Annotated in this window: 23 protein-coding genes; 8 read left to right on the forward strand and 15 right to left on the reverse strand. The window is 72.7% G+C overall.

What is annotated here, in order from left to right; translation table 11 throughout:
• Nucleotides 1-169: 169 nt before the first annotated feature.
• The 5 genes from ACGFMK_RS24670 (at nucleotide 170) to ACGFMK_RS24690 (ending at nucleotide 7,181) form a co-directional block, all read left to right on the forward strand.
• Nucleotides 170-1,285 carry a sensor histidine kinase gene (locus ACGFMK_RS24670; RefSeq protein WP_392767444.1) on the forward strand — a complete coding sequence of 372 codons (1,116 nt, stop codon included), beginning with the start codon at nucleotides 170-172 and terminating at the stop codon, nucleotides 1,283-1,285.
• Complete coding sequence (locus tag ACGFMK_RS24675; RefSeq protein ID WP_392767447.1) at nucleotides 1,282-1,944, forward strand: response regulator; 663 nt, start codon at nucleotides 1,282-1,284, stop codon at nucleotides 1,942-1,944. Before ACGFMK_RS24670 ends, ACGFMK_RS24675 begins: the two co-directional genes overlap by 4 nt.
• Nucleotides 1,945-2,123: 179 nt before the next feature.
• Entirely contained in the window at nucleotides 2,124-3,068 is a 945-nt protein-coding gene (locus ACGFMK_RS24680) for an ABC transporter ATP-binding protein (protein WP_392767450.1), read from the forward strand.
• A complete protein-coding gene (locus ACGFMK_RS24685; RefSeq protein ID WP_392767452.1) occupies nucleotides 3,065-4,420 on the forward strand; it encodes an ABC transporter permease in 1,356 nt (451 codons plus the stop codon). Before ACGFMK_RS24680 ends, ACGFMK_RS24685 begins: the two co-directional genes overlap by 4 nt.
• Before the next feature lie 4 nt (nucleotides 4,421-4,424).
• A complete protein-coding gene (locus ACGFMK_RS24690) occupies nucleotides 4,425-7,181 on the forward strand; it encodes a bifunctional YncE family protein/alkaline phosphatase family protein (RefSeq protein WP_392767455.1) in 2,757 nt (918 codons plus the stop codon).
• Nucleotides 7,182-7,314: 133 nt separating this feature from the next.
• Here the strand turns inward: ACGFMK_RS24690 and ACGFMK_RS24695 are convergent, their stop codons facing one another.
• The 8 genes from ACGFMK_RS24695 to ACGFMK_RS24730 form a co-directional block, all read right to left on the reverse strand.
• Nucleotides 7,315-7,647 (reverse strand): hypothetical protein, encoded by a 333-nt coding sequence (locus ACGFMK_RS24695; RefSeq protein WP_392767458.1) that lies wholly within the window; start codon nucleotides 7,645-7,647, stop codon nucleotides 7,315-7,317.
• Between the two features lie 48 nt (nucleotides 7,648-7,695).
• Entirely contained in the window at nucleotides 7,696-8,262 is a 567-nt protein-coding gene (locus ACGFMK_RS24700; protein ID WP_392767460.1) for a hypothetical protein, read from the reverse strand.
• A 50-nt stretch (nucleotides 8,263-8,312) separates the two neighbouring features.
• Complete coding sequence (locus ACGFMK_RS24705) at nucleotides 8,313-9,047, reverse strand: FAD:protein FMN transferase (RefSeq protein WP_392767462.1); 735 nt, start codon at nucleotides 9,045-9,047, stop codon at nucleotides 8,313-8,315.
• Complete coding sequence (locus ACGFMK_RS24710; protein WP_392767465.1) at nucleotides 9,044-9,493, reverse strand: FMN-binding protein; 450 nt, start codon at nucleotides 9,491-9,493, stop codon at nucleotides 9,044-9,046. Before ACGFMK_RS24710 ends, ACGFMK_RS24705 begins: the two co-directional genes overlap by 4 nt.
• Nucleotides 9,494-9,506: 13 nt before the next feature.
• The gene (locus ACGFMK_RS24715) at nucleotides 9,507-10,898 is read right to left on the reverse strand and encodes a ferric reductase-like transmembrane domain-containing protein (RefSeq protein ID WP_392767468.1); all 1,392 of its coding nucleotides are present in this window, start codon (nucleotides 10,896-10,898) and stop codon (nucleotides 9,507-9,509) included.
• 50 nt (nucleotides 10,899-10,948) lie between these two features.
• On the reverse strand, nucleotides 10,949-12,328 hold the full coding sequence (locus ACGFMK_RS24720; RefSeq protein WP_392767471.1) for an ATP-binding protein: 1,380 nt from the start codon (nucleotides 12,326-12,328) through the stop codon (nucleotides 10,949-10,951).
• Nucleotides 12,325-13,023 (reverse strand): response regulator transcription factor, encoded by a 699-nt coding sequence (locus ACGFMK_RS24725; protein WP_392767666.1) that lies wholly within the window; start codon nucleotides 13,021-13,023, stop codon nucleotides 12,325-12,327. Before ACGFMK_RS24725 ends, ACGFMK_RS24720 begins: the two co-directional genes overlap by 4 nt.
• A 234-nt stretch (nucleotides 13,024-13,257) precedes the next feature.
• On the reverse strand, nucleotides 13,258-13,485 hold the full coding sequence (locus ACGFMK_RS24730) for a hypothetical protein (RefSeq protein ID WP_392767474.1): 228 nt from the start codon (nucleotides 13,483-13,485) through the stop codon (nucleotides 13,258-13,260).
• 183 nt (nucleotides 13,486-13,668) lie between these two features.
• On the opposite strand from ACGFMK_RS24730, the gene ACGFMK_RS24735 reads away from it, so the two are divergent.
• A complete protein-coding gene (locus ACGFMK_RS24735) occupies nucleotides 13,669-14,958 on the forward strand; it encodes an acetyl-CoA hydrolase/transferase family protein (RefSeq protein WP_392767477.1) in 1,290 nt (429 codons plus the stop codon).
• A gap of 64 nt (nucleotides 14,959-15,022) precedes the next feature.
• Here the strand turns inward: ACGFMK_RS24735 and ACGFMK_RS24740 are convergent, their stop codons facing one another.
• Nucleotides 15,023-15,154, reverse strand: coding sequence for a hypothetical protein (locus ACGFMK_RS24740; RefSeq protein WP_392767480.1), 132 nt, complete (start codon nucleotides 15,152-15,154; stop codon nucleotides 15,023-15,025).
• Nucleotides 15,155-15,190: 36 nt separating this feature from the next.
• Here ACGFMK_RS24740 and ACGFMK_RS24745 point away from each other — a divergent pair, with 36 nt between their 5' ends.
• Entirely contained in the window at nucleotides 15,191-15,379 is a 189-nt protein-coding gene (locus ACGFMK_RS24745; RefSeq protein ID WP_392767483.1) for a hypothetical protein, read from the forward strand.
• A 104-nt stretch (nucleotides 15,380-15,483) separates the two neighbouring features.
• Here the strand turns inward: ACGFMK_RS24745 and ACGFMK_RS24750 are convergent, their stop codons facing one another.
• The 6 genes from ACGFMK_RS24750 to ACGFMK_RS24775 form a co-directional block, all read right to left on the reverse strand.
• Entirely contained in the window at nucleotides 15,484-16,092 is a 609-nt protein-coding gene (locus ACGFMK_RS24750) for a DUF4232 domain-containing protein (RefSeq protein WP_392767486.1), read from the reverse strand.
• Complete coding sequence (locus ACGFMK_RS24755; protein WP_392767489.1) at nucleotides 15,993-16,658, reverse strand: phosphoribosyltransferase; 666 nt, start codon at nucleotides 16,656-16,658, stop codon at nucleotides 15,993-15,995. Before ACGFMK_RS24755 ends, ACGFMK_RS24750 begins: the two co-directional genes overlap by 100 nt.
• A 327-nt stretch (nucleotides 16,659-16,985) precedes the next feature.
• Nucleotides 16,986-17,648 (reverse strand): DUF4232 domain-containing protein, encoded by a 663-nt coding sequence (locus ACGFMK_RS24760; protein WP_392767492.1) that lies wholly within the window; start codon nucleotides 17,646-17,648, stop codon nucleotides 16,986-16,988.
• A gap of 63 nt (nucleotides 17,649-17,711) precedes the next feature.
• Nucleotides 17,712-17,972 carry a hypothetical protein gene (locus ACGFMK_RS24765; RefSeq protein WP_392767494.1) on the reverse strand — a complete coding sequence of 87 codons (261 nt, stop codon included), beginning with the start codon at nucleotides 17,970-17,972 and terminating at the stop codon, nucleotides 17,712-17,714.
• Between the two features lie 50 nt (nucleotides 17,973-18,022).
• The gene (locus tag ACGFMK_RS24770) at nucleotides 18,023-18,499 is read right to left on the reverse strand and encodes a nitroreductase/quinone reductase family protein (RefSeq protein ID WP_392767497.1); all 477 of its coding nucleotides are present in this window, start codon (nucleotides 18,497-18,499) and stop codon (nucleotides 18,023-18,025) included.
• A 216-nt stretch (nucleotides 18,500-18,715) separates the two neighbouring features.
• Nucleotides 18,716-19,432: a hypothetical protein gene (locus tag ACGFMK_RS24775; RefSeq protein WP_392767500.1), complete on the reverse strand. Its 717-nt coding sequence runs from the start codon at nucleotides 19,430-19,432 to the stop codon at nucleotides 18,716-18,718.
• Nucleotides 19,433-19,855: 423 nt separating this feature from the next.
• Here ACGFMK_RS24775 and ACGFMK_RS24780 point away from each other — a divergent pair, with 423 nt between their 5' ends.
• Nucleotides 19,856-20,125 (forward strand): hypothetical protein, encoded by a 270-nt coding sequence (locus tag ACGFMK_RS24780; protein ID WP_392767502.1) that lies wholly within the window; start codon nucleotides 19,856-19,858, stop codon nucleotides 20,123-20,125.
• Nucleotides 20,126-20,204 lie beyond the last annotated feature (79 nt).

Genomic DNA, 20,204 nt, shown 5'->3' on the forward strand with positions numbered 1-20,204 from the left:
GGGTGCCGCCTGATCCTGTCCGCCGGACCCGGCCCGGTCGTCCGGCAGGCGCAGGCACTTCGCGCTGCCACGGACGCGGCAGGAGCCGGGAAAGTACTGCGGCCGCGGTAGTGCGCGGATCGTCCTCGCGCAGGATTCGCCCGGCCGGGCAGCCGGTTACGGTGCGGGCATGAGCACGGGACGGATCCCGCTCGGGGACGGGCTGATCGCCACCGGGGTGGCGACGGCCCTGCTCGCCGCGGGGCTGTACGGGCACCACCCCATCACAAACCTCGTCCCGCTGGGCTACGCGCTGCTGGTGCTGGGCGGCCTGGCGTTGGCCGCCTACCGCCGGGCTCCGCGCACCGTGCTGGCCGTGACCGCGTTGTGCGCGCTGGGACAGCAGGCCGCCGGGGTCGACGTGCCCGCCGTCGCGTACCTGCTCGCGGTGTACGCCGCGGTCCGGGCGGGACACCGCCTCCTCGCGGTGGCGAGCGCGGTGCTCATGGTGGGCGCACTTCCGCTCGCGCTCCTGGCGGCGCCCGGCGACCTGGCCGTGGGCGGGGCGTTCACGCACACCCGTGACGTCCTCCAGATCGCGTGGCTGATCGCGGCCGGCGCGGCGGGGGAGGCGCTGCGGCAGGCCGAGCGGCGGGCGGCGGAGGCCGAGCGCACCCGCGAGGAGACCGCGCGGCGCCGGGCCGACGAGGAGCGGCTGCACATCGCGCGGGAGCTGCACGATTCGCTCACCCACCAGATCTCCGTCATCAAGGTGCAGGCCGAGGTCGCCGTCCACCTCGCCGGCAAGCGGGGTGAGCCGGTGCCGGACGCGCTGCTGGTGATCCGGGACGCCGGCCGTGAGGCGGCGCGCGAGCTGCGCGCGACCCTGGAAGCGTTGCGCGACGACCAGAATCCCCCGCACGGGCTCGACGACGTCCCGGACCTGGTGCGGCGAGCCCGGGCGGGCGGTCTGGACGCGACGCTGACGATCGAGGGCGAGCGCGACGAGGTTCCCGTTGCGACGGACCGGACCGGCTACCGGATCGTCCAGGAGTCGCTGACCAACATCGCCCGCCACGCCGCCGCCGCGACCGCGTCGGTCCGAATCGGCTACGGCCCCGGCACGCTCGTCATCCGCGTCGACGACGACGGCCAGGCGACGCCGGACACCGCGCCGGTCCCCGGGGTGGGGCTGCTCGGGATGCGCGAACGGGTCACCGCGCTCGGCGGCCGGCTGCGGGCGGCGCCGCGCAGTGAAGGTGGCTTCACCGTCCACGCCGAACTTCCCGTGGGCCCGGCGTCGTGATCAGGGTCCTGCTGGCCGACGACCAGCCGCTCATCCGCAGCGGGTTCCGCGCGCTGCTCGACATCGAGGACGACATCGAGGTGGTGGCCGAGGCCGCCGACGGCGGTGAGGCCGTGGCGCTGGCCGAGCGGCACCTGCCCGACATCGCGCTCATCGACGTCCAGATGCCGGTCGTCGACGGCATCGAGGCGACCCGGCGCATCGCCGCCGACCCTGCGCTGGCCGGGGTGCACGTGGTCATCCTGACCAACTACGGCCTGGACGAGTACGTCTTCGACGCATTGCGCGCCGGGGCGGCCGGCTTCCTCGTGAAGGACATCCAGCCGGAAGACTTCCTGCACGCCGTGCGGGTCGCCGCCCGCGGTGACGCCCTGCTCGCCCCGTCGATCACCCGCAAACTGATCGACCGGTACGTCACCCAGCCCCTCCAGGCCGGCGCCCCGGCCGGACTGGCACACCTGACCAACCGCGAACGCGAGGCCGTCACCCTGGTCGCGCGGGGGCTGGCCAACGACCAGATCGCCGCCCGCATGGTGATCAGCCCGCTGACCGCGAAGACCCACATCAACCGGGCCATGACCAAGCTCCACGCCCGCGACCGCGCGCAGCTCGTGGTCCTCGCCTACGAATCCGGCCTCGTGGCCCCGCGCCAAAGCTGACGTCCCAGGTAAGGGAACGGTTAATTCGGCGCAAGCCCGTACCTTAACTCGGACATTTCACCGATGGGGCCGCCGCCGGACGGTTCTCGTTCGATCCGTGTTCACCTCGCGCGCCCGCCGAAGTCATTTGCCATGCCTAAGTTTTCTGACGCGAGCCAGGAAAGAAGGCAAGGGACGCCATGAGCACACCCGTCGCGGTACGAGCGCGCGGAATCACGAAGTACTTCGGTGAGGTCGTCGCGCTGGACGGCATCGATCTGGACGTGGCGCCGGGGCAGATCCACGGGCTGGTGGGGCCCAACGGCGCGGGGAAGACGACGTTGCTCGGGCTGTTGCTGGGCCTGGCCGTCGCCGACGAAGGCCGGCTCGAGGTCCTCGGCACGCCGATCGGGCGCGCGCTCGCCGCGCCGGGTGGGGTCGCGGGCTTCGTGGACGGTCCCGGCCTCTACCCGTCGCTCACCGCCCGGCAGAACCTCGCCGCGCTGGCGGCGCTGCGCGGCCGGGACCGCCGGACGGCCGACATCGCCGACGTGCTCGAGGAGGTCGGCCTCACCGACGTCATCGACGACCGCGTACGCGGCTTCTCCCTCGGCATGCGGCAGCGGCTCGGCCTCGCCGCGGCCCTGCTCACCGAACCGCGGCTGCTGGTGCTCGACGAGCCGGCCAACGGCCTCGACCCGGTCGGCAAGCGGCACGTGCACGGCGTCCTGGACCGGCTCGCGGCCGGCGGCACGACCGTGGTGCTCTCCAGCCACCGGATGGACGACCTCGAAGCCCTGTGCTCCGAGGTCACCATCCTCGCCGCCGGACGCGTCGTGTTCACCGGCCCGCTGGGCAAGCTGTCCGCCGAGAACCGCGAGCTCGACTACCGGCTGCGCACGTCCGACCCCGGCGCCGCCCGCCGCGTGATCGCCGGCACGGCCGGGATCCGCCTCGTCGAGGACACCCGGCGAGACGACGACGTGCTCGTGGTGCGCGCCCTGGTGCCCGCACTCGACGAACTGGTGCCACGCCTCGTGAAGGACGGCATCGCGGTGCGCGAACTCGCCCCCGTGGTGTCCCCGCTGGAGGCCGCGTTCCTCACCCTCACCGAAGCCCCCACCGAACAGGAGGCCGGCCGATGACCGCGACCGCCGCCGCGTCCCCGGTCGCCGCCACCAGGCCCGTCCCGCTGTCGCGTGGTTACCGCTTCGAACTGGTCAAACTGTTCTCGACCTGGCGGATCCGCCTGCTGGTCCTCGCCTGCTGGCTCGCGCCCGCGTTGTTCGTGGGCGCGGTGAGCGGGCAGAGCTCGCTGCCCGTCGACACCTTGTTCGGCCGCTGGATGAACGCCACGGGGTGGGCCGGGCCGCTGGTGATGCTCGGGTTCGCCGGCACGTACGCGCTTCCGCTCCTGACGTCGGTGGTCGCCGGTGACGTGTTCGCCGCCGAAGACCGGCTCGGCACCTGGCGGCACCTGCTGGTGGCGGTGCGGTCCACCCGGCGGATCTTCCTCGCGAAAGCGTTTGCGAGCCTCACCGTCATCGTCGTGCTCGTCGCCGGGATGGCCGTGTCCGGCACGGCCGGCGGGCTCGTGGCGGCCGGGAACCGGGCGCTGGTGGGCTTCGACGGCCACCTGCTCGCGCCGGGGGACGCCGCGGCGCAGGTCCTGCTGGCGTGGGTCTGCGTGCTCGCCCCGACGCTGGCGCTGGCCGCGGTCGGGTGGCTCGGGTCCGTCCTGTGGGGACGGTCGCCGATGGGCCTGCTGCTGCCCGCCGTCGTCGCCCTCGCGATGGCCTTGGCCCAGTTGCTGCCGCTGCCCGTCGCCGTCCGGCTCGCGCTGCCCAGTTACGCGTTCATCGCGTGGAACGGGCTGTTCACCGCCCCGGTTCAGCTCGGTCCGCTCCTGATCGGGGTCGGGGTGAGCGTGGCCTGGGCGGTGCTGGCGACCGCGTTGGCCTACTCGCTCTTCGTGCGCCGCGACTTCACCAACCTCGCCCACGACGGTTCGGGGCGCCGGGCGCTCGTCGTCGGCGCCCTGCCACTGGCCGCGCTCCTCGCCGTCACGGCCGGGATCATCGCCGCGGCCACGCCGGCCACCGGGTCCGGGATCGACCAGGACAAGGTGCAGCGCTCGCTCGCCACGGCGTTCGCCCACCTCTACCGCCTGCAGGCCGGGCAGCTCAACCGGCCCGACGTCACCGAAGAGCAGCTGGGAGCCACCGCCGCGTGCACCAAGGGCGACGGCCTGGTCGAGCCCGACGGGCCCGGCAACGACTGGCGGTGCGTCGTCTCCTGGCACCTGCCGGGCGTCGCCGCGACCGGGCAGGCCATCTACCAGCTGGACGTCACCTCGGACGGGCGGTACGTCGCCGACGGCGACGGACCGAAGGAAGTGAACGGCTACTTCCAGGTGCGGACCCCGGCCGGGGACCAACCCAACCCCCTGTGGCAGTTCGACGCGAACGTCGAGCTGCTCTCCTCCACGAAGGGATAACCCGATGCAGGTAACACGCCGCAGACGGCGTGTCGGGAAGGCACGCCTTCTCGGGCACCTCGGTGGTCACCGGTTCCGCTACGTGACAGCCGGTTCCGCCACGCTCGTGCTCGTCGCGACCGGCACCGGCGTCGGTGTCGCGTCGACGCAGCAGTTCGGCAAGGACCAGGTCGGCCAGGTCACCGAGAACGGCCAGGTCGTGTCCGCCGACCAGTACCTCAAGCCGATCGGTGACCGGCTGGTCGTCAACAACGGCAAGATCATGGCCTCCTCGGTCAGCCCCGACGGCGCCCACCTCGCCGCGCTGACCACCGACGGCGGCATCGCGCTCACGATCGTCGACCTCAAGAGCTGGAAGGTGCAGCAGCTCGTCGGCAACTCCGCGACGGCGAACCTGCGCATCCCCGGCAACGACGTCGGCCAGGAAGGGCCGTCCTACTCCCCGGACGGCAAGGCGCTGTGGCTGGCGCAGACCGACGGCTACACCCGGTTCACGGTGAACCCGGACGGCACGGTCGCCGCTCCCACGACGGTCAAGATCCCGGCCGACGGCGCCAAGCACGCCTTGGTGGCCCAGGCGGTGTTCTCGCCCGACGGGTCCACTGTGTACTCCGCCGTCAACGGCCAGAACCGCGTCGTCGCCCTCGACGCGGCGACCGGCGCGATCAAGCAGAGCTGGGCCGTCGGCAACGCGCCGCGTGACCTGGTCCGCGTCGGGACCAAGCTGTACGTCGGCAACGAAGGCGGCCGCGCGGCGCGGCCGGGCGAGCCGACGCTGAACTCCTACAACACGCAGGTGCCCGCGAGCGGGTTCACCGGCGCGACGACCAGCGGCACGGTCAGCGTCATCGATCTCGCGAACGCGGCCGCCACGCCGAAGAGCATCGACGTCGGCCTGCACCCGACCGCGGTGTACTTCGCCAAGGGCGCGCTGTTCGTCACGAACACGGCGAGCAACACCGTTTCCGTCATCGACACCGGCCGCGACAAGGTCGTCCAGACCATCGCGACCCAGCCGTGGCCGCAGGCCTCGGTCGGGTACGAGCCGGACGGCGTGACGCTGACCGACGACGGGCACCTGCTGGTGACGCTTGGCCGCGCCAACGCGGTCGCCGTCTACCGCTACCAGCGGGCGCAGGAGCCGGTGAGCTACGTCGGCCTGCTGCCGACGGACTACTTCCCGACGGCGATCACCACGGTCGGCAAGGACGTCGTCGTCTCCAACACCCGCGGCATCGACGCCCGCCGTCCCACCACGGCCGCCGGGCACGGCACCCACGACACGACGTCGAGCGTGCAGCGCTTCCGGCTACCCGACGACCGCGCGATCCGCGGCTACACCGGCCAGGTCTTCAAGCAGAACGGCTGGACGGACAACTCCGTCCAGGTGGCGCAGGACTACGGCCACCGCCGTCCGGTGCCAGTGCCCGCGCGGCTCGGCGACCCGTCGACGATCAAGCACGTCTTCCTGCTGGTCAAGGAGAACCGGACCTACGACCAGGTCTTCGGCGACGACGCGCGCGGCAACGGCGACCCGTCCGTGACGCAGTTCGGCGAGAACGTGACGCCCAACCAGCACGCGCTGGAGAAGCAGTTCGGCCTGTACGACAACACCTACGACATCGGCACGAACTCCGCGGAGGGCCACAACTGGCTGATGCAGGCCGACAACCCGGAGTACACCGAGTCGTCGGCGGGGGAGTACCTGCGCAGCTACGACACCGAGGACGACGCCCTCGGCCACCAGAGCAGCGGGTTCCTGTGGACCGGCGCGCAGGCGGCCGGGAAGTCGGTGCGGGACTTCGGTGAGTTCCAGCAGTTCCTGACCAAGCCGGCCGACGCGAGCTGGCAGAACCTCTACTGCGACAGCAAGAACATGGCGGCGACCGGGCAGCCCACCGCCTACCCGCTGGTGTCGTCGTCGCCGATCCCGTCGCTGAACAACGTTTCGGTGCCCGGGTTCCCGAAGTTCGACACCTCGGTGCCGGATCAGTACCGGTACCAGATCTGGAAGGACGACTTCGAGAAGCACGGGCCGGCCAACCTGAACATGTTCTGGCTGTCGAGCGACCACACCGGCGGCCCGCCGAACGCGGCCGCCCAGGTCGCCGACAACGACCTCGCGGTCGGCAAGATCGTCGACGAGATCTCGCACAGCCAGTACTGGAAGGACTCGGCGATCTTCGTCGTGGAGGACGACTCCCAAGCCGGTCTCGACCACGTCGACGGGCACCGGGCCCCGGTGCAGATCATCAGCCCGTACGCCCAGCACGGCGTCGTCGACAGCCACTACTACTCGCAGATCACGATGATCCGGACGATCGAGCAGATCCTCGGGGTCAAGCCGATGAACCAGAAGGACAGCGCGGCGACGCCGATGAGTGCGGCCTTCACGCAGAAGCCGGACTACACGCCGTTCACCGCGCTGCCGAACCGGACGTCGCTGACGGCCGGCCTGGCGACCCAGCCCTCCTGCGGCGCGGACACCCCGGCCCCGCCGAACCCCGCCGCGGCCCCGGTGCCGTCGTCGGCGGTGCCGGCGGACAAGGCACCGGTGGCGGCGCAGTGGCAGGAGTGGACGACGCACCAGCGGCTGACCGGCCCGAACGCGGTCGCCGACTACGCCAACCCCGCGCAGATGAACCACTACACGTGGTACCAGACGCACGGCTGGCGGCAGCCCTACCCGGGGGAGAACCAGGTGTTCGCCCCGGACCAGGTCCCGGGCGCCTACCTCCCGTCGCCGGAGTCCGACGGCTGACCTGACACGGCACGGGCACCTGGCCGGCGTTCCGGTCAGGTGCCCGTGCCGTCTTCGCGCTCAAGGTCGAGCGTGAGCTGCCGGGCGTGGAAGTCGAAGTGCTGCGTGGCGAAGTGGTAGACGTCGAGGGTGGTCATGTAGTCCGCGAAGAACGGGTCCCAGCGGGCCGGGTAGTGCATTCCGTGCCGCAGCGTCGTTTCGGTTTCGCGGTCGAGGTGCCGGTGCAGGCTCGTGACCGTCCGGCGAGCACCCGGGCGAAGCCCCGGCTGACCCGGTCGGGGAGCCGGCCGAACGGGTGGACCAGGACGAGGAGCGAGCGGACGACGAGGTAGCCGAAGAGCATGTGGTAGAGCAGCTGCTCGTTGGTCCACCGGGTGCCGTCCGACGGCCGGCGCAGGGCCGCGGCGGAGGCGCCGTCGACCAGCGCGCGGAAGGTGTCCCGCGCGCGGTCCAGCTCCTCGTGCACGGCCCGCCGGTCGATCGGCCCTCCGGTCCCGGGTTCACCCGGCCTTGGTCAACGGTCGGCGCCGCCCGGTGCCGGGGTGGAGCTGAACTGGCCCTGCCAGCTGGCCTGCGCACCGGAGTCGCCGATGCGGTAGATGTCGTAGAACGTCGCACCCGCGGCCACCACGGCCAGCACCGAGAGCACCACCGTGACCGCGGTCGACGCCGGGGCGAGGAACGTGCGGCGGCGCGTGGCGACCGCGGTCGAGCCGGTGCCGGACGCCGCCGAACCCGTGTCGGCGGCCTGCGACGTGAGGCTTTCCCGGCGGCGCCACCACACCAGCAGGGCGAGCACGGCGACGGGGACCGCGACCCAGAGGGCGGTGTCGCCGAGTTCGGTGTGGGTGCGCACCGCGGGCGTCGAGGCGACACGGCGTTCGAGCCATTCGCCGGCGTCGGTGGTGATCGGGACGAGGATCACGACCAGGACGGCCAGGATCGCGTTCGGACCGGCGAGCTTGGCGCGGGCGGCGGGCCAGAGCGCGCTCAGCACCAGCAGGAGTGCGGCCAGCGGCAGCAGCACGACGATGGCGTGCACGAGCAGGATGTGGGCGGGCAGGCCGTTGACGGTGGTCATGGTGTCCTTTGTGGAGTGCGGTTCGGGGCGTTCGTGTCCGGGCGGGGTCTTCAGGGGGCGCGGGCGACGGCCGCGACTTCGTAGTCCGGCGCGAGCGCGGTGACCCAGCGGGCCACGTTGCCGCCGCGGGCGAACGCGGCCGTGGCGAAGACGTCGGCCCACAGCAGGGTCGGGCCGATGACCGTCACCGACAGCAGGTTACTGGTGTGCAGGCCGGTGTGCGGGTCGACGATGTGGTCGCCGCGGGCGGCGGTGCCGGACGTCGCGAGACCGCCGGTGCCCAGGTCGAGGACGGCGAGGAAGGTGGCCGGGTCGGCCGGGTCTTCGACGCCGACCCGCCACGGCCGGGTGTGCGTGGCGGCGGTGATGTCGCCGCCGGCGTTGAGGTAGTGGTCGTAGCCGCACAGCCGGGCGAGGTGGGTGGCGGCGTTCTCGACGGCCCAGCCCTTCACGAGCCCGGAGGGGTCGAAGCCGCCGGGCAGGCGCCACGGGTCGAAGTAGCCGTCGGTGCGTTCACGCGCTTCTTCGCACAGGGCAACGACTTCGGCTACCCACGGGTGCCACTGGTCACGAGGGAGTTCGTCGCGGCGGAGGGCGCTGACCTGGCTGTCGGGCCGGTAGGTGCTGAACAGCTCGTCGGCGGTGCGCAGGTGCCCGAACACGGCGGCCACGGCCGGTTCGACGGCGGGGTCGGTGTCGACGCGGTGGCCGCGCAGGTGGAGGCTGACCTGCGTGCCCATGACGGCCCGGGTCCAGGACCGGCGTTGCCGGGGCGCGGTGCTCACCCGTGGGCCGCGTCGATCGCGGACTGCAGGGACTGCTGGTAACCCTCGGAGGTGTAGGTGGCGCCGCTGACGGTGTCGATCTGCGCGCTCTGGGCCTGCAGCGTCTCCTGGTTCAGCTCGGGCACGGCGGTGGAGTTGATCCGGACGTCACGACCGCTTTCCTGGGGGTATTCCACGGCCTGGGCGTCGGTGATCTTGCCGCCCGCCACGGTGATCTGCACCTGGACGGGCCCGTAGCGGGTGTCGGCCGCGCTCCCGGTGAACGTGCCGCCGCCGCTCGCACCCGGCGTGGGCGAGGGGCCGGGGCTCGTGGTGCGCGTCGGCTGGGTGCCGGTGCCGAGGGGGCGGCCCACGGCGACCGGGGTCGAATCGGTGCTGGTGCGATAGCTGAACAGCAGCACGACGACCGAGACGGTCGCGGCGAAGGTGATGGCGATCCTGCGCATCGGAAGTCCTTTCCTACCAGCCGAATCGTTCGGAGTGGACGCGGTCGGCGGGGACGCCCGCGCGGCGGGCCGTGTCGAGCACCGCTTCGGTCCAGGCGTCCGGGCCGCAGACGTAGACGTCGTGGTCGGCGATGTCGGGGACCAGGTGCCGCAGCACCTGCTCGTCGGGAACGGGGGCGTGGTTCGCCGGGAGCCACGACGCGCGGTCGCGGGAGCGGCGGCCGGGCAGGTAGTGGATCCGGAGGCCGCGGCGGGCGGCGAGCTCGTCCAGTTCGTGCCGGAACAGCAGGTCGGCGTGGCGCCCGGCCCGGTAGAACAGCACGGCTTCCCCCGGGCGGTAGGGCAGGTCCGCGAGCAGCGCGCGCAGTGGCGTGATCCCGATGCCGGACGCGAACATCGCCAGCTTGGGTCCTTTTCGGACGGTCCTGGTGAGCCGGCCGTAGGGCCCTTCGAACAGGGCCCGGGTACCCGGGCGCAGCCGGGCCAGCTTGCGGCTGCCCGGCCCGAGGTTCTTGGCCGTGATCCGGAGCCGGTTGCCGTGGCTGTCCGGGGCGGCCGACAGCGAGAAGGGCTTGCCACGCGTCCAGCCCGGTCCGGAGAGGAACCGCCAGATGAAGAAATGCCCTGCCTCGACCGGAAGCCGGTCCAGGTGGCGGCCGCGCAGGTGGATCGAGACGACACCGGGGGCCTCGCGCACGACCTGCTCGACGACGAGGTGGTGGCGCACGTTGAGCCAGACCGGCAGCCCGAGCCGGAACACCAGCACCGCGCCCGCGGCGGCCGCGTAGGCGGTCCACCAGAACGCCGTCGCGACGGGGGAGGCGGTGAAGTCGGCGCCCGTCCACAGCTGGTGCGGCAGCGCCAGGCCGGCGCCGAGGTAGGCGTAGAGGTGCAGCAGGTGCCAGGACTCGTACCGCAGCCGCCGTCGGGCCGCGCGCACCGACGTCACCGCGACCATGACCAGCGCGAGGGTCCCCGCGGTGGCCAGGAGCATGCCCGCGTAGGTGGTCACGAGCGTCCAGACCTCGCCGAGGACGCCGGAGCGGTCGGTGACGGCGTAGCCGATGCTGATCAGCACGATGTGCGCGGCCAGCAGCGTGATCGACGTGAACCCGACCAGCCGGTGGCGGCGGGCCAGCTCGTCCTGGCCGTAGCTGCGTTCCACCCACGGGATCCGGGCCATCAGGAGCAGCTGCAGCAGCAGGAGATCCGCCGACACCAGGCCGGTCAGGCGCCCGGTGGAGGTGAAGAAGTCCGAGGCGAGGTCCTGCAGGCCTCGGCCGGACACCCACAGGGCGACCACGAACAGCACGCTCAGCCAGGTGACCAGGCCCGCGGCGTCCCGCCACCACGCGCGGACCGGGCGCCGGAGCGCGCTGCCGGCGGGTGCGAGGGTGGTGGTCATCGGGGCTCCTGGGGGTGGTGATCGTTGTGGACCACCCTTCCGGAGCCCGGTTAGCCGTCGACGTGACGAGGGTGAGAATCCGGTAAGAGCCGTTCGGCGCCGACGGTGAACCCGACCACGGCCCCGCCGCCGGGGCGCGGCCCGGCGAACACGCCGCCGCCGTGGGCCAGCGCGATCTCGCGGACGATCGCCAGCCCGAGCCCGGAGCCGGGCAGGCTGCGGGCGCCGTCGGCCCGGTGGAACCGGTCGAACACCAGCGCCGCGTCCTCGTCACCGATGCCAGGGCCGCGGTCGAGCACCTGCACCCGGCCCTCGCGCACCACGACGTCGATCGCTTCTCCGGGGGCGAACTTCACGGCGTTCTCCAGCAGGTTCGACACCGCGCGTTCGAGCGCTTTCGCCTGGCCGGTGAGCGCGGTGGCGTCGGCCTCGACGGTGATGGCCCGGCTCGTCCGCCGCCGGACGCGGTCCGCTGCCCGCTCGACGATCTCACCCAGCTCGACCGGAGCGGGCTCCTCGGTCTCGTAGCGCCGGGTGGCCAGCTCGACGAGCTCGTCGATCAGATGGGTCAGCTCGCGGGCTTCGCCGTCGACGTCGTCGAGCAGCCGGGCCCGGTCGCCGGCGGCCAGCTCGGTGAACCGGCGCAGGACGCTGGCGTTGGTGCGCAGGCTGGTCAGCGGGGTCCGCAGCTCGTGCGCGGCGTCCTGGACCAAGCGTTCCTGGTCGGCGCGGGCGTCGGCGAGCCGGCCGAGCATGCGGTCGAACGACGTCGCGAGCCGCCCGACCTCGTCGCGGCCGCCGGCCGGGACCGCGACGTCGGCGAGGCGTCCGTCGCTGACCTGCTCGGTGGCCTGGGTCAGCCGGACCAGCCGCCGGGTGATCTGGCGGGCCAGCAGCCAGCCGGCCAGCGCCGCCCCGACGAGGACGAGCGCACTGACGCCGGTGATGCGGGCGGCCAGCTCGCGCAGCACGTGCCGGGACTCGTCGACGTCGATGCCGAGCTGGAGCGCCCCGCGGCCGCCGCCGAGGGCCACGGTGATGACCCGGTAGTCGTCCGGGGGGTCGGTGAAGTCCTCGTAGCGGCGGTCGCCGAAGGAGCCGGTCGCGGCCAGGGCCCGGTCCGCGCCGTCGACGTCGAGCTGGACGTGCCGGCCGCCGACGGGCCGGAGGGAGCCGTCGGGGGCGATCGCCTGGGCGACCATGGGCTGGGCTTCGTCGTGGTCGTCGTCATCGGGCCCGCGGGTGACCGGGCTGGGCGCGAGCACCTGGGTCGCCCCGGCCGCGACCTCGGCCGACGTCGTCAGCAGCGACCGGTCGAGTTCGGCGCTGATCCGCTGGGAGGCGGCTTGGTAGCTGAAGACGCCGACGAGGATGGCCGCGGCGGCGCCGACGCCGGCGAAGGCGATCGCGAGCTTGCTGCGCAGGTTCATACCGGCCGCACCGAGTAGCCGACACCGCGCACGGTGTGGATCAGCTCGGTCGCGCCGGCCTGGTCCAGCTTGCGGCGCAGGTAGCCGATGTAGACGGCGAGGTTCTTGGAGTCCGAGCCGAATTCGTAGCCCCAGATCCGCTGGTAGATCGTGGTGCGGTCGAGGACGATCCCGGCGTTGCGCACGAGCAGCTCGAGGAGGTCGAACTCGGTCTTGGACAGGCTGATCTCGGTGCCGTGCCACCAGACGCGCCGGGCGGCCGGGTCGACGGCGAGTTCGCCGAGGCGCAGCGTCCGCGGGGGAGCGGCCCCGGCGTCGGCGGAGGTGCGGCGCAGCAGCGCTCGCAGCCGGGCGAGCAGCTCGTCGAGTTCGAAGGGCTTGGGCAGGTAGTCGTCGGCCCCGGCGTCGAGCCCGGCCACCCGGTCGGCGGTTTCGACCCGCGCGGTCAGCATGAGGATCGGGGTCTGGTCCCCTTCGGCACGCAGGACGCGGCAGACGCCGAGGCCGTCGACGCCGGGCATCATGACGTCGAGGATCAGCACGTCGAAGTCGTCTTTCCGGGCCGTGGCCAGCGCGGAGACACCGTCGGTCACCTCGGTCACGTGGTAGCCCTCGAGATCGAGGGCCCGCACGAGCGATTCCCGGATGGCGCGGTCGTCGTCGGCGAGCAGGACACGGTGCGGCATGGGCGCCATCATGCCCGCGTGCCGCGGTCGTGTCCTGCCGGCGGCACCCCGGACACGCGCAGTCCGCGGAGGGGCAGGCCGGTGGCCTCGTTGTCGGCGTCGCTTGGCCCCCGCGGACCCGGCGAGCGGCAGGAACGCCTGGAAGTCCTTGGGTGGCAAGGAGATCCCGTACCGGGCGCCGGCGCAGCTCGTCCCGGGTGGCCGGCGCGGAGTCGGAACCGGCCAGGCCGGCACCGGGCTCGCTCAGCTGTCCGACATCTCGCTCGATCCGATGCGGTATCCGGGCACGAGCCGGACCAGGTCTTCGGTGAACTCGATCCACACCGAGCCGGGCCGGAGGTCGGGCGCGCGGTCCACGACGACGCCGGATCGGCCGTCGAAGCGGCCTCCGTGCACGCGGACGTTCAGCCCGGCGGGGAAGCCGCCCACCCGGGCCGGGCCCGGTTCGCGGCTGCGGTGGACGAAGGTCATGTCCAACCTGCCTTCCTGCCGGAGGACTACCTGCGGTTGCCGGCACTTCGATGCTGTCACCGCGGGCCGGCGACCTCCCAGGGGCGAAGGCCGGGTACCGGGCGGCCCATCGTCCCCACCGGTTGGGCAGTTGTGCCCCACCTCGATCGGGCATGATCAGGACAGGCGACCGGCAAGGAGGACGTGCGTGTCCCGACGTGGTGTGGTGGGCCCGGCCCGTGGGGCCGGTCGCTGATGCGGGTGCTGACGGAAGAGCGGCTGGGCGCGGTGCTGGCCGGCGTGCCAGGGCCACAGCCCCGCGTCGTGGTCAGCGGGAACTTCGCCACCCCGATGCGGGCGCTGGCGGTGCTGGACGCCGCCCTGGCGGAGTACCGGTTGTTCGCGCTGAACGCGCAGGCCGGCGTGCCGGACCGGGCCGGCGTGCTGCTGGAGACGCCGTTCGTGGGCGCGGGGATGCGTGGCCGGGCCGGGCTGCGGTACTTCCCGTCCCGCTTGTCCCTGGTGCCGCAGTTGCTCAAGGGGCCGCTGCCGCCGGACGTCGTCCTGGTGCACACCTCCGCCCCCGCGGGCAGTGTGGTGTCGCTGGGAACCGAGGTGAACATCCTGCCCGCGGCGATCGAGGCCGTGCGGGCCCGCGGTGGCCTGGTGGTCGCCCAGCTGAACCCGAACATGCCGTTCACCTTCGGTGACGGTGTGCTGCCGGTCGAGGAGATCGACTACGCCCTGGAGGCCGATGAGCCGCTGCTGTCACCGCGGCCGCGGCCGGTGAGCGACACGGCGCAGACCATCGGCACCCGGGTGGCCGGGCTGGTGGCGGACGGCGCGACCCTGCAGCTGGGCATCGGCGGGATCCCGGACGCGACGCTGGCGGCGGTCACCGGGCGGCGCGGGCTCGCGGTGTGGTCGGAGATGTTCAGCGACGGGGTGCTGGAGCTCGACCGGGCCGGGGCGCTCGATCCGGCGAAGCCGGTCACGGCGTCGTTCGTGTTCGGCAGCGACGAGCTGTACCGGTGGCTCGACCGCAATCCCCGGGTCCGCTTGCTGCGGACGGAGAAGACGAACGATCCCGCGGTGATCGCCCGGCAGCGCGGCCTGGTCTCGGTGAACAGCGCGCTCGAGGTCGACCTGTTCGCCCAGGCCAACGCCAGCCGTGTGCGCGGGGCGATCTACTCGGGGTTCGGCGGGCAGACCGACTTCGTGGTCGGAGCACTGCACTCGCCCGGTGGCCGGGCGATCATCGCGCTCCCGTCGTGGCACCCGAAGGCCGGCGTGTCGACGGTCGTGCCCCGGCTGGCCGGGCCGGTCACCTCGTTCCAGCACAGCTTCCTCGTCAGCGAGCACGGCATCGCGACCATCTGGGGCAACGACGCGGGCGAGCAGGCGCGGCAGATCGTGGACCACGTGGCCCACCCCGACGCGCGGGACGAACTCCGCGCGGAAGGCCGCGAACTGGGTTTCACCCTGCGCGGCTGACCGTCTTTGGTCCTCTCGGCGAGGGACTTCCGGTACTGGGGGAGACCGGTGCCGGGTAACAAGATCAGGACGTGCAGATCCAGATCACCACGGACAAGAACGTCCACGCGGTGACGACCTGACCCGGCGGCTCGAAGCCGAGTTCGAGACAGCGCTGGCCCGCTTCCGCGGCCGGATCACCCGCCTGGACGTCCACCTGACCGGCGAGCCCGCGGTCCCGAGGCGTGGTTGCGTGCTCGAGGCGCGTCCGGCCGGTCACCCGCCGGTCGCCGTCACCCACCACGCGGACTCGGTGGCGGACGCCTGCCACGGCGCCGTGCGCAAGCTCGAACACGTCCTGGAGACCCAGTACGGCCGGGCGTGGCACCACAAGGGCGGCGAGACGATCCGCCGGATGAGCACGCGAGCGGAGACGGACTGACCACCACGCTCCCGGCGGGAGCCGGCAGCGGAGCACGCTGACCACCCGCCACGTCGACCACCCGCCGCAGGGGCACACGCGCCTCGCGGTCTGTGCGTGGCGCGTCACCGGGGCGCACGTGTGGGTCGAAGAGGCCGGGGTTCAGCTGGTCGGTCGACGCCGAAGCGGACTGACCCCGCTGCAGCACCACCGCCGGTGTCCCGGGTCGCCGCTTCGCCGACCTGGTGGTGATCGCTGCCGGCGTAGAACGACACCCCCGGGTTGCCGGTGATGCGGCAGGGGCCGCCGGTGTCGGTGACGACGATGGGCGTGTAGCGGCGCCTTCGGTTCGCCCCAGCGCGGTTTTCGGGGTGGCGGTCGTGCACTGCCCGGCCGGTGCCGGGATCGCGGGCCGGGTGGTGTCCGCGGTCCGGGGCGGAGTCGGCGTGGCGGTGCCGCCGTCCGAGCCGCAGGCGGCCGGCGCCGGCAGTGGTCCGGTGGTCAAGACCACCGGGAGGGTGTCGGATCCGAGCTCGTGCAGGTGTCCTCCTCGTCCGTCGGCCGGTCCGCGCTCTCGATGGTGGCGCCCGGCCGCGGCGAAATGGCGGGGACAAGGTGTACGGGTTCGGGACCTTCAGGCCCTCTTCGCTTGCACCAGAACACTTTCTTCGGGTTCCCGGGCCAGCAGGCGGAGTGCCTCGGAGTCCTCCACCTTCGCGAAGTCGAGGTACCACGCGCCGACAGAGCTCATCCGGCGCAACGGCAAGGCACAGACGGTCTGCTCGACGGTCGGCGAAAGCGAACGAAGGACGTCCAGCGGCGCGACCGGCACGGCGAGGATGATCCGGGCCGCCTGGCGGGCCCGCAGCACCTGGATCGCGGCCCGCGCGGAGGCGCCGGTGGCGATGCCGTCGTCCACCAGGACGACGGTCCGGCCGGCGATCCTGAGCGGGTGCCGGCCCTGCTGGTAGCGCGACACACGCCGCGTGAGATCGGCCTTCGCCGACCGCGTCGCCCGGCCGAACTCCGCCGAGGTGACCCGGAGCGCCCGGATGGTCTTCGGGTTGCTCACGACGACTTCCCGTTCGCCGATCGCCCCGAGGACCGGTTCCGGGCGCCGGGGGATCCTGATCTTGTGCACCGGCAGCGCGTCCAAGGGGGCGTGCAGGGAGTTGGCGATCTCACGGGCGACGACCACGCCGCCGCGGGGCAGCCCCAGCACGATCGGCTCGTGCCCGCGCAGGTAGCGCAGCCGCGCCGCCAGGATTCGGCCGGCTTCCCGCCGGTCCCGGAACCGCATGGTGTGCCTCCCGCAGTAGCTCCTCACCGCCACCCTGCCGGGTGGGGCCGCCGGGCGGGAGGGCTGGAGGTCACGGACCCGGATGGCACAAAGTCCCGGTACGGGGACGAGGCGCCGCCGCCGCCCGACTCGGCGTGGTGGCCGGTGGGGTCCCGCGACCGGCTTCGCCGACGGCCGGGTCGCGCCGGCGGTCGCGCTGCCACGTCCTCGCGCACGGCTGCGCCGGGCCCGAGCAGCGAGCCGGGCCGTCCTCGAGCCGGGCATCACCGGCGCGTGAGCGTCGAACTGCGGCGAAGCCTCCGATGCCACGGCCGGCGGGAACCGGGCTCAACGCGAGCCGGTTCCGCGCTGCACGGCGCGGACGCTCAGCGGCCGTTGCTCCGGCATGTGCTTGGCGCAGGCGTGAGCATCGGGTTCGGGCAGCAGCACGGGGACGGTGTTGCCTGGCGGGTACACCCGGAGGCCGGTCACGGGGGTCGGGCCGCACGGTTCGGGGTCGTAGTGGCTGACGTTGATCTGGTCGACCGTCGCCGAGGCGGTCTGCCCCCGGTGCAGCACCACCACCGGTTCCGGGCCGGGATCCCGGCCCGCGGCGTCGCCCACCTGGTGGTGGTCGCCGCCGGCGTAGTAGGAGACCCCGGGGTACCCGGTGATCCGGCAGGGGGCGCCGGTGTTGGTGAAGAGGACGGCCACGTAGTAGTTCCCGGCGCCCATGTCGCCCGGTTCCAGCTTGATGGTCAACGCCGCTGTCGTGCATTGCCTGACCGGGACCACGGTCGCCGTCGTGGGTACCGGCGTCCGGGTGGGCACCGGGGGCACCGTGGGCGCTGTGCTCGCCGGAGCCGATGACCTTGCCGGGGGTGGCGTCGGCACGGGATCCGTGGTGGCGCTCGGACTGGCGGTGCCGGCGCCCGAGCCGCACGCGGCGGCGGCCAGGAGCGCCCCGGCGGTCAGGAGCACCAGGCGGATGTCGAACCCGAGTCTGCTCACCGTGTTCCCCTTCGTCCGTCGGTTCGTGTTCAGCGTCTTGCTGTTCCTCGATTTCGACCCCGGCTACCGGCGAGCGTGCCCGCTCGGCCGAGCCCTCCGGTTCTCAGGCGCCGCGAAGACTGCGAGCAAGTCGTGCAGTTCGGCTGCCGACAGCAGGTCGTGCGGGTGGTGTTTTTGCGGCGGAGCCGGCTCGTCCTGGTCCAGCCCGAGCATCGCGATCAGTTCGGCCTCGTCGCGGGTGTCGAGGGCGTGCCGCTTCACCACCTGCTCCACGCGACGTCTTTGCTCTCCTGCCGGGAGTGCGAAGAGTGTGTCGTCGAGCATGGCCGCTCCTCGGTTGTGTTGGGATGACGCCGGACGACCCACCCCGCCGCTCAGTCGTCGTCCCGCAGGGTGATCGTCGCCAGCGAGTACTCGCGGATCGCTGCCTCGAGCTCGGCGGGGCCGGGATCCCGGTCGTCGGGCAGCGCCAGGCCGAAGCGGCGTTGTGCGTTCTTCCGCCCGAGCCGCGTGATCGCCTCGCCCAGCCGGACGGCGACCGCGGCCGGGTCCTCTGTGAGCTGTGCGTGCATCCGCCGGGTGTGTCCCCGGTGGGTGACGGACACCGCGGTGGTGCCGCGCAGGTTGACCCGCCATCGGTGCCGGGTGACGACCAGCAGGGTGTCCCCGAGGTCGGCGAAACCGACCGGGATGTCGTAGTGGCGCCCGGTGCGCCGGCCCGTGACGTGCAGGACCAGCACGCTCGTGCCGAGCAGGCGGTGCAGGGGCGAGCCCGCGATCGCCCGCACCAAGGGGTTCATGGCGGTGATCAGTCGTTGCGGCGGAATCCGCCGGCTGATGGTGTCGCTCATGGTCGTGCTCCTCCGTTTCGTCGGGACGTCAGCGGTGGTGGAGACCGAACGGGGTCAGCTCGGTTGTTCCGCCGGGACCGGGGCACCCAGCCCCGGTTGCCGGCCGGCGCGGCGAACCCGGCCCACATCCTCCGTCGGTCGCGGAACATTTCGACCCTCCTGGTCGATCGTCGGCTTCGGCTGGTGGGTGAACGGCCGCGCCGGCCCCGCTCCGGGTCAGGCGGTCAGCGTCAGCCCGCGGTCCCGGATCCGGTCCCAGGCCGACACCGGCACGGTGACCATGACCAGCAGTTCGTCGACGCTGGAGAACCCGGAGTCCTGGCGGGCGCGGACGATGTCCTCGGCCGCGGGCAGGGGTATCTCGCACAGCTGGGCGATGGTCGTGGCCGGGGCGCTGTTGAGGTCGACGAGACCGCCGTCGTCGTAGTCGCGGGTGAGGTCGGGGCGGCCGATCCGCAGGTCCCGCGCCAGCAGGGGATCGGACTCGGCGAGCCGGCGCGCGGTGGTGCGCCGGCCCCGGGCGGCGAGGGCCCGGCTGATCCCGGGTTCCGGATCACCGGTGCGGCCGCGGGCGACGCGGCGCTGCACCACCCACTGGTGCGCGCAGGCGACGGGGAGCAGCACGAGCCAGCCCGTACCGGCGATGGTCGGCAGGACGGCTCCGGCGGTCCCGATCGCGTTGCCCTGCGCGTCGACCGGTGCGGCGGACGCGCACCCGAAGAGCCCCACGAGCACCGCGCCGTAAGCCGCCGCGACCCACCGCAGGCGGACACTGCCGAGCACCACGGCCGCGTGGAGGAACGGCACCCACGCGGCCAGCCCGGCGGTGAGGATCGTCAGGGGCAGGTACCACCAGCCCGCGAACGAGGACCGGGTCGTTCCCGGTACCGGCCCGGAGTCCCGGGTGCCGCCCGGGGAACCGCTGACCGTCATGTCGATCACCCTTTCCCACTCGTCAGGACCAGGCTCTCGCGCGGTACCGCGGGCGGGTAGGGAAGAAGGTCATCGCGGCAGGGGCGCTCCGGACCTCGTTCCCGCGCCACGGCAGGGTATTTCGGCACCCGAGCCTGCCGCCGGCGCGTCCAGTCGGGCAAGCGGAAGGCAAATCGCTCGGCCGCCGAAATTCTTCCGGATCGCTCGGCAGCGACCATTTTCGGTTTCCGAAACTCTCCGGAGAATTCTGCTCCGTTCGGCGGATCCGGTCGCGTTCGCCGGGATGTCAGCCTGGATGCGTCGTCCCGGGGGTCATCCGCCCCCTGATCACCCGGGGTGACGCACCCAGGAAGCTGCTGCCGGCGGCCCTGGCCCCCCGAGGGCCGCCGGCGGCACGGTGATCCGACCGGGACGGTGCCCACCATGGACGCACACGACGTCATGCTCTGCGAACGCTGCTGGCACCCGATCAGCGAGAACAGCGACCACGTCGTGCGGCAGTACCGCGACGACGCGCATCCCTTGCTCGCCAGCCTTTTCAGCTACTCCCACCTCGAAGACGACCCGGCCTGCCACGCAGCGCGGTCTTCGCGGGTGGAGGTCGTGCACGACGTCCGGGCGGTACCGGTCGTCGTCGAACAGCCGCGGCCCGAGACCGAGGGGGACGGGAAAACCGAGCCGGACGGTCGTTGAGGGCGTTTCGCCCGGTGGGGAATTCGCCCGCGGAATTCCGGTGTGTCGGTCCGTCGCGGAATATCTCGGAAAAGAAGTG

Source organism: Amycolatopsis sp. NPDC049252, assembly GCF_043197175.1.
Taxonomy (GTDB): domain Bacteria; phylum Actinomycetota; class Actinomycetes; order Mycobacteriales; family Pseudonocardiaceae; genus Amycolatopsis.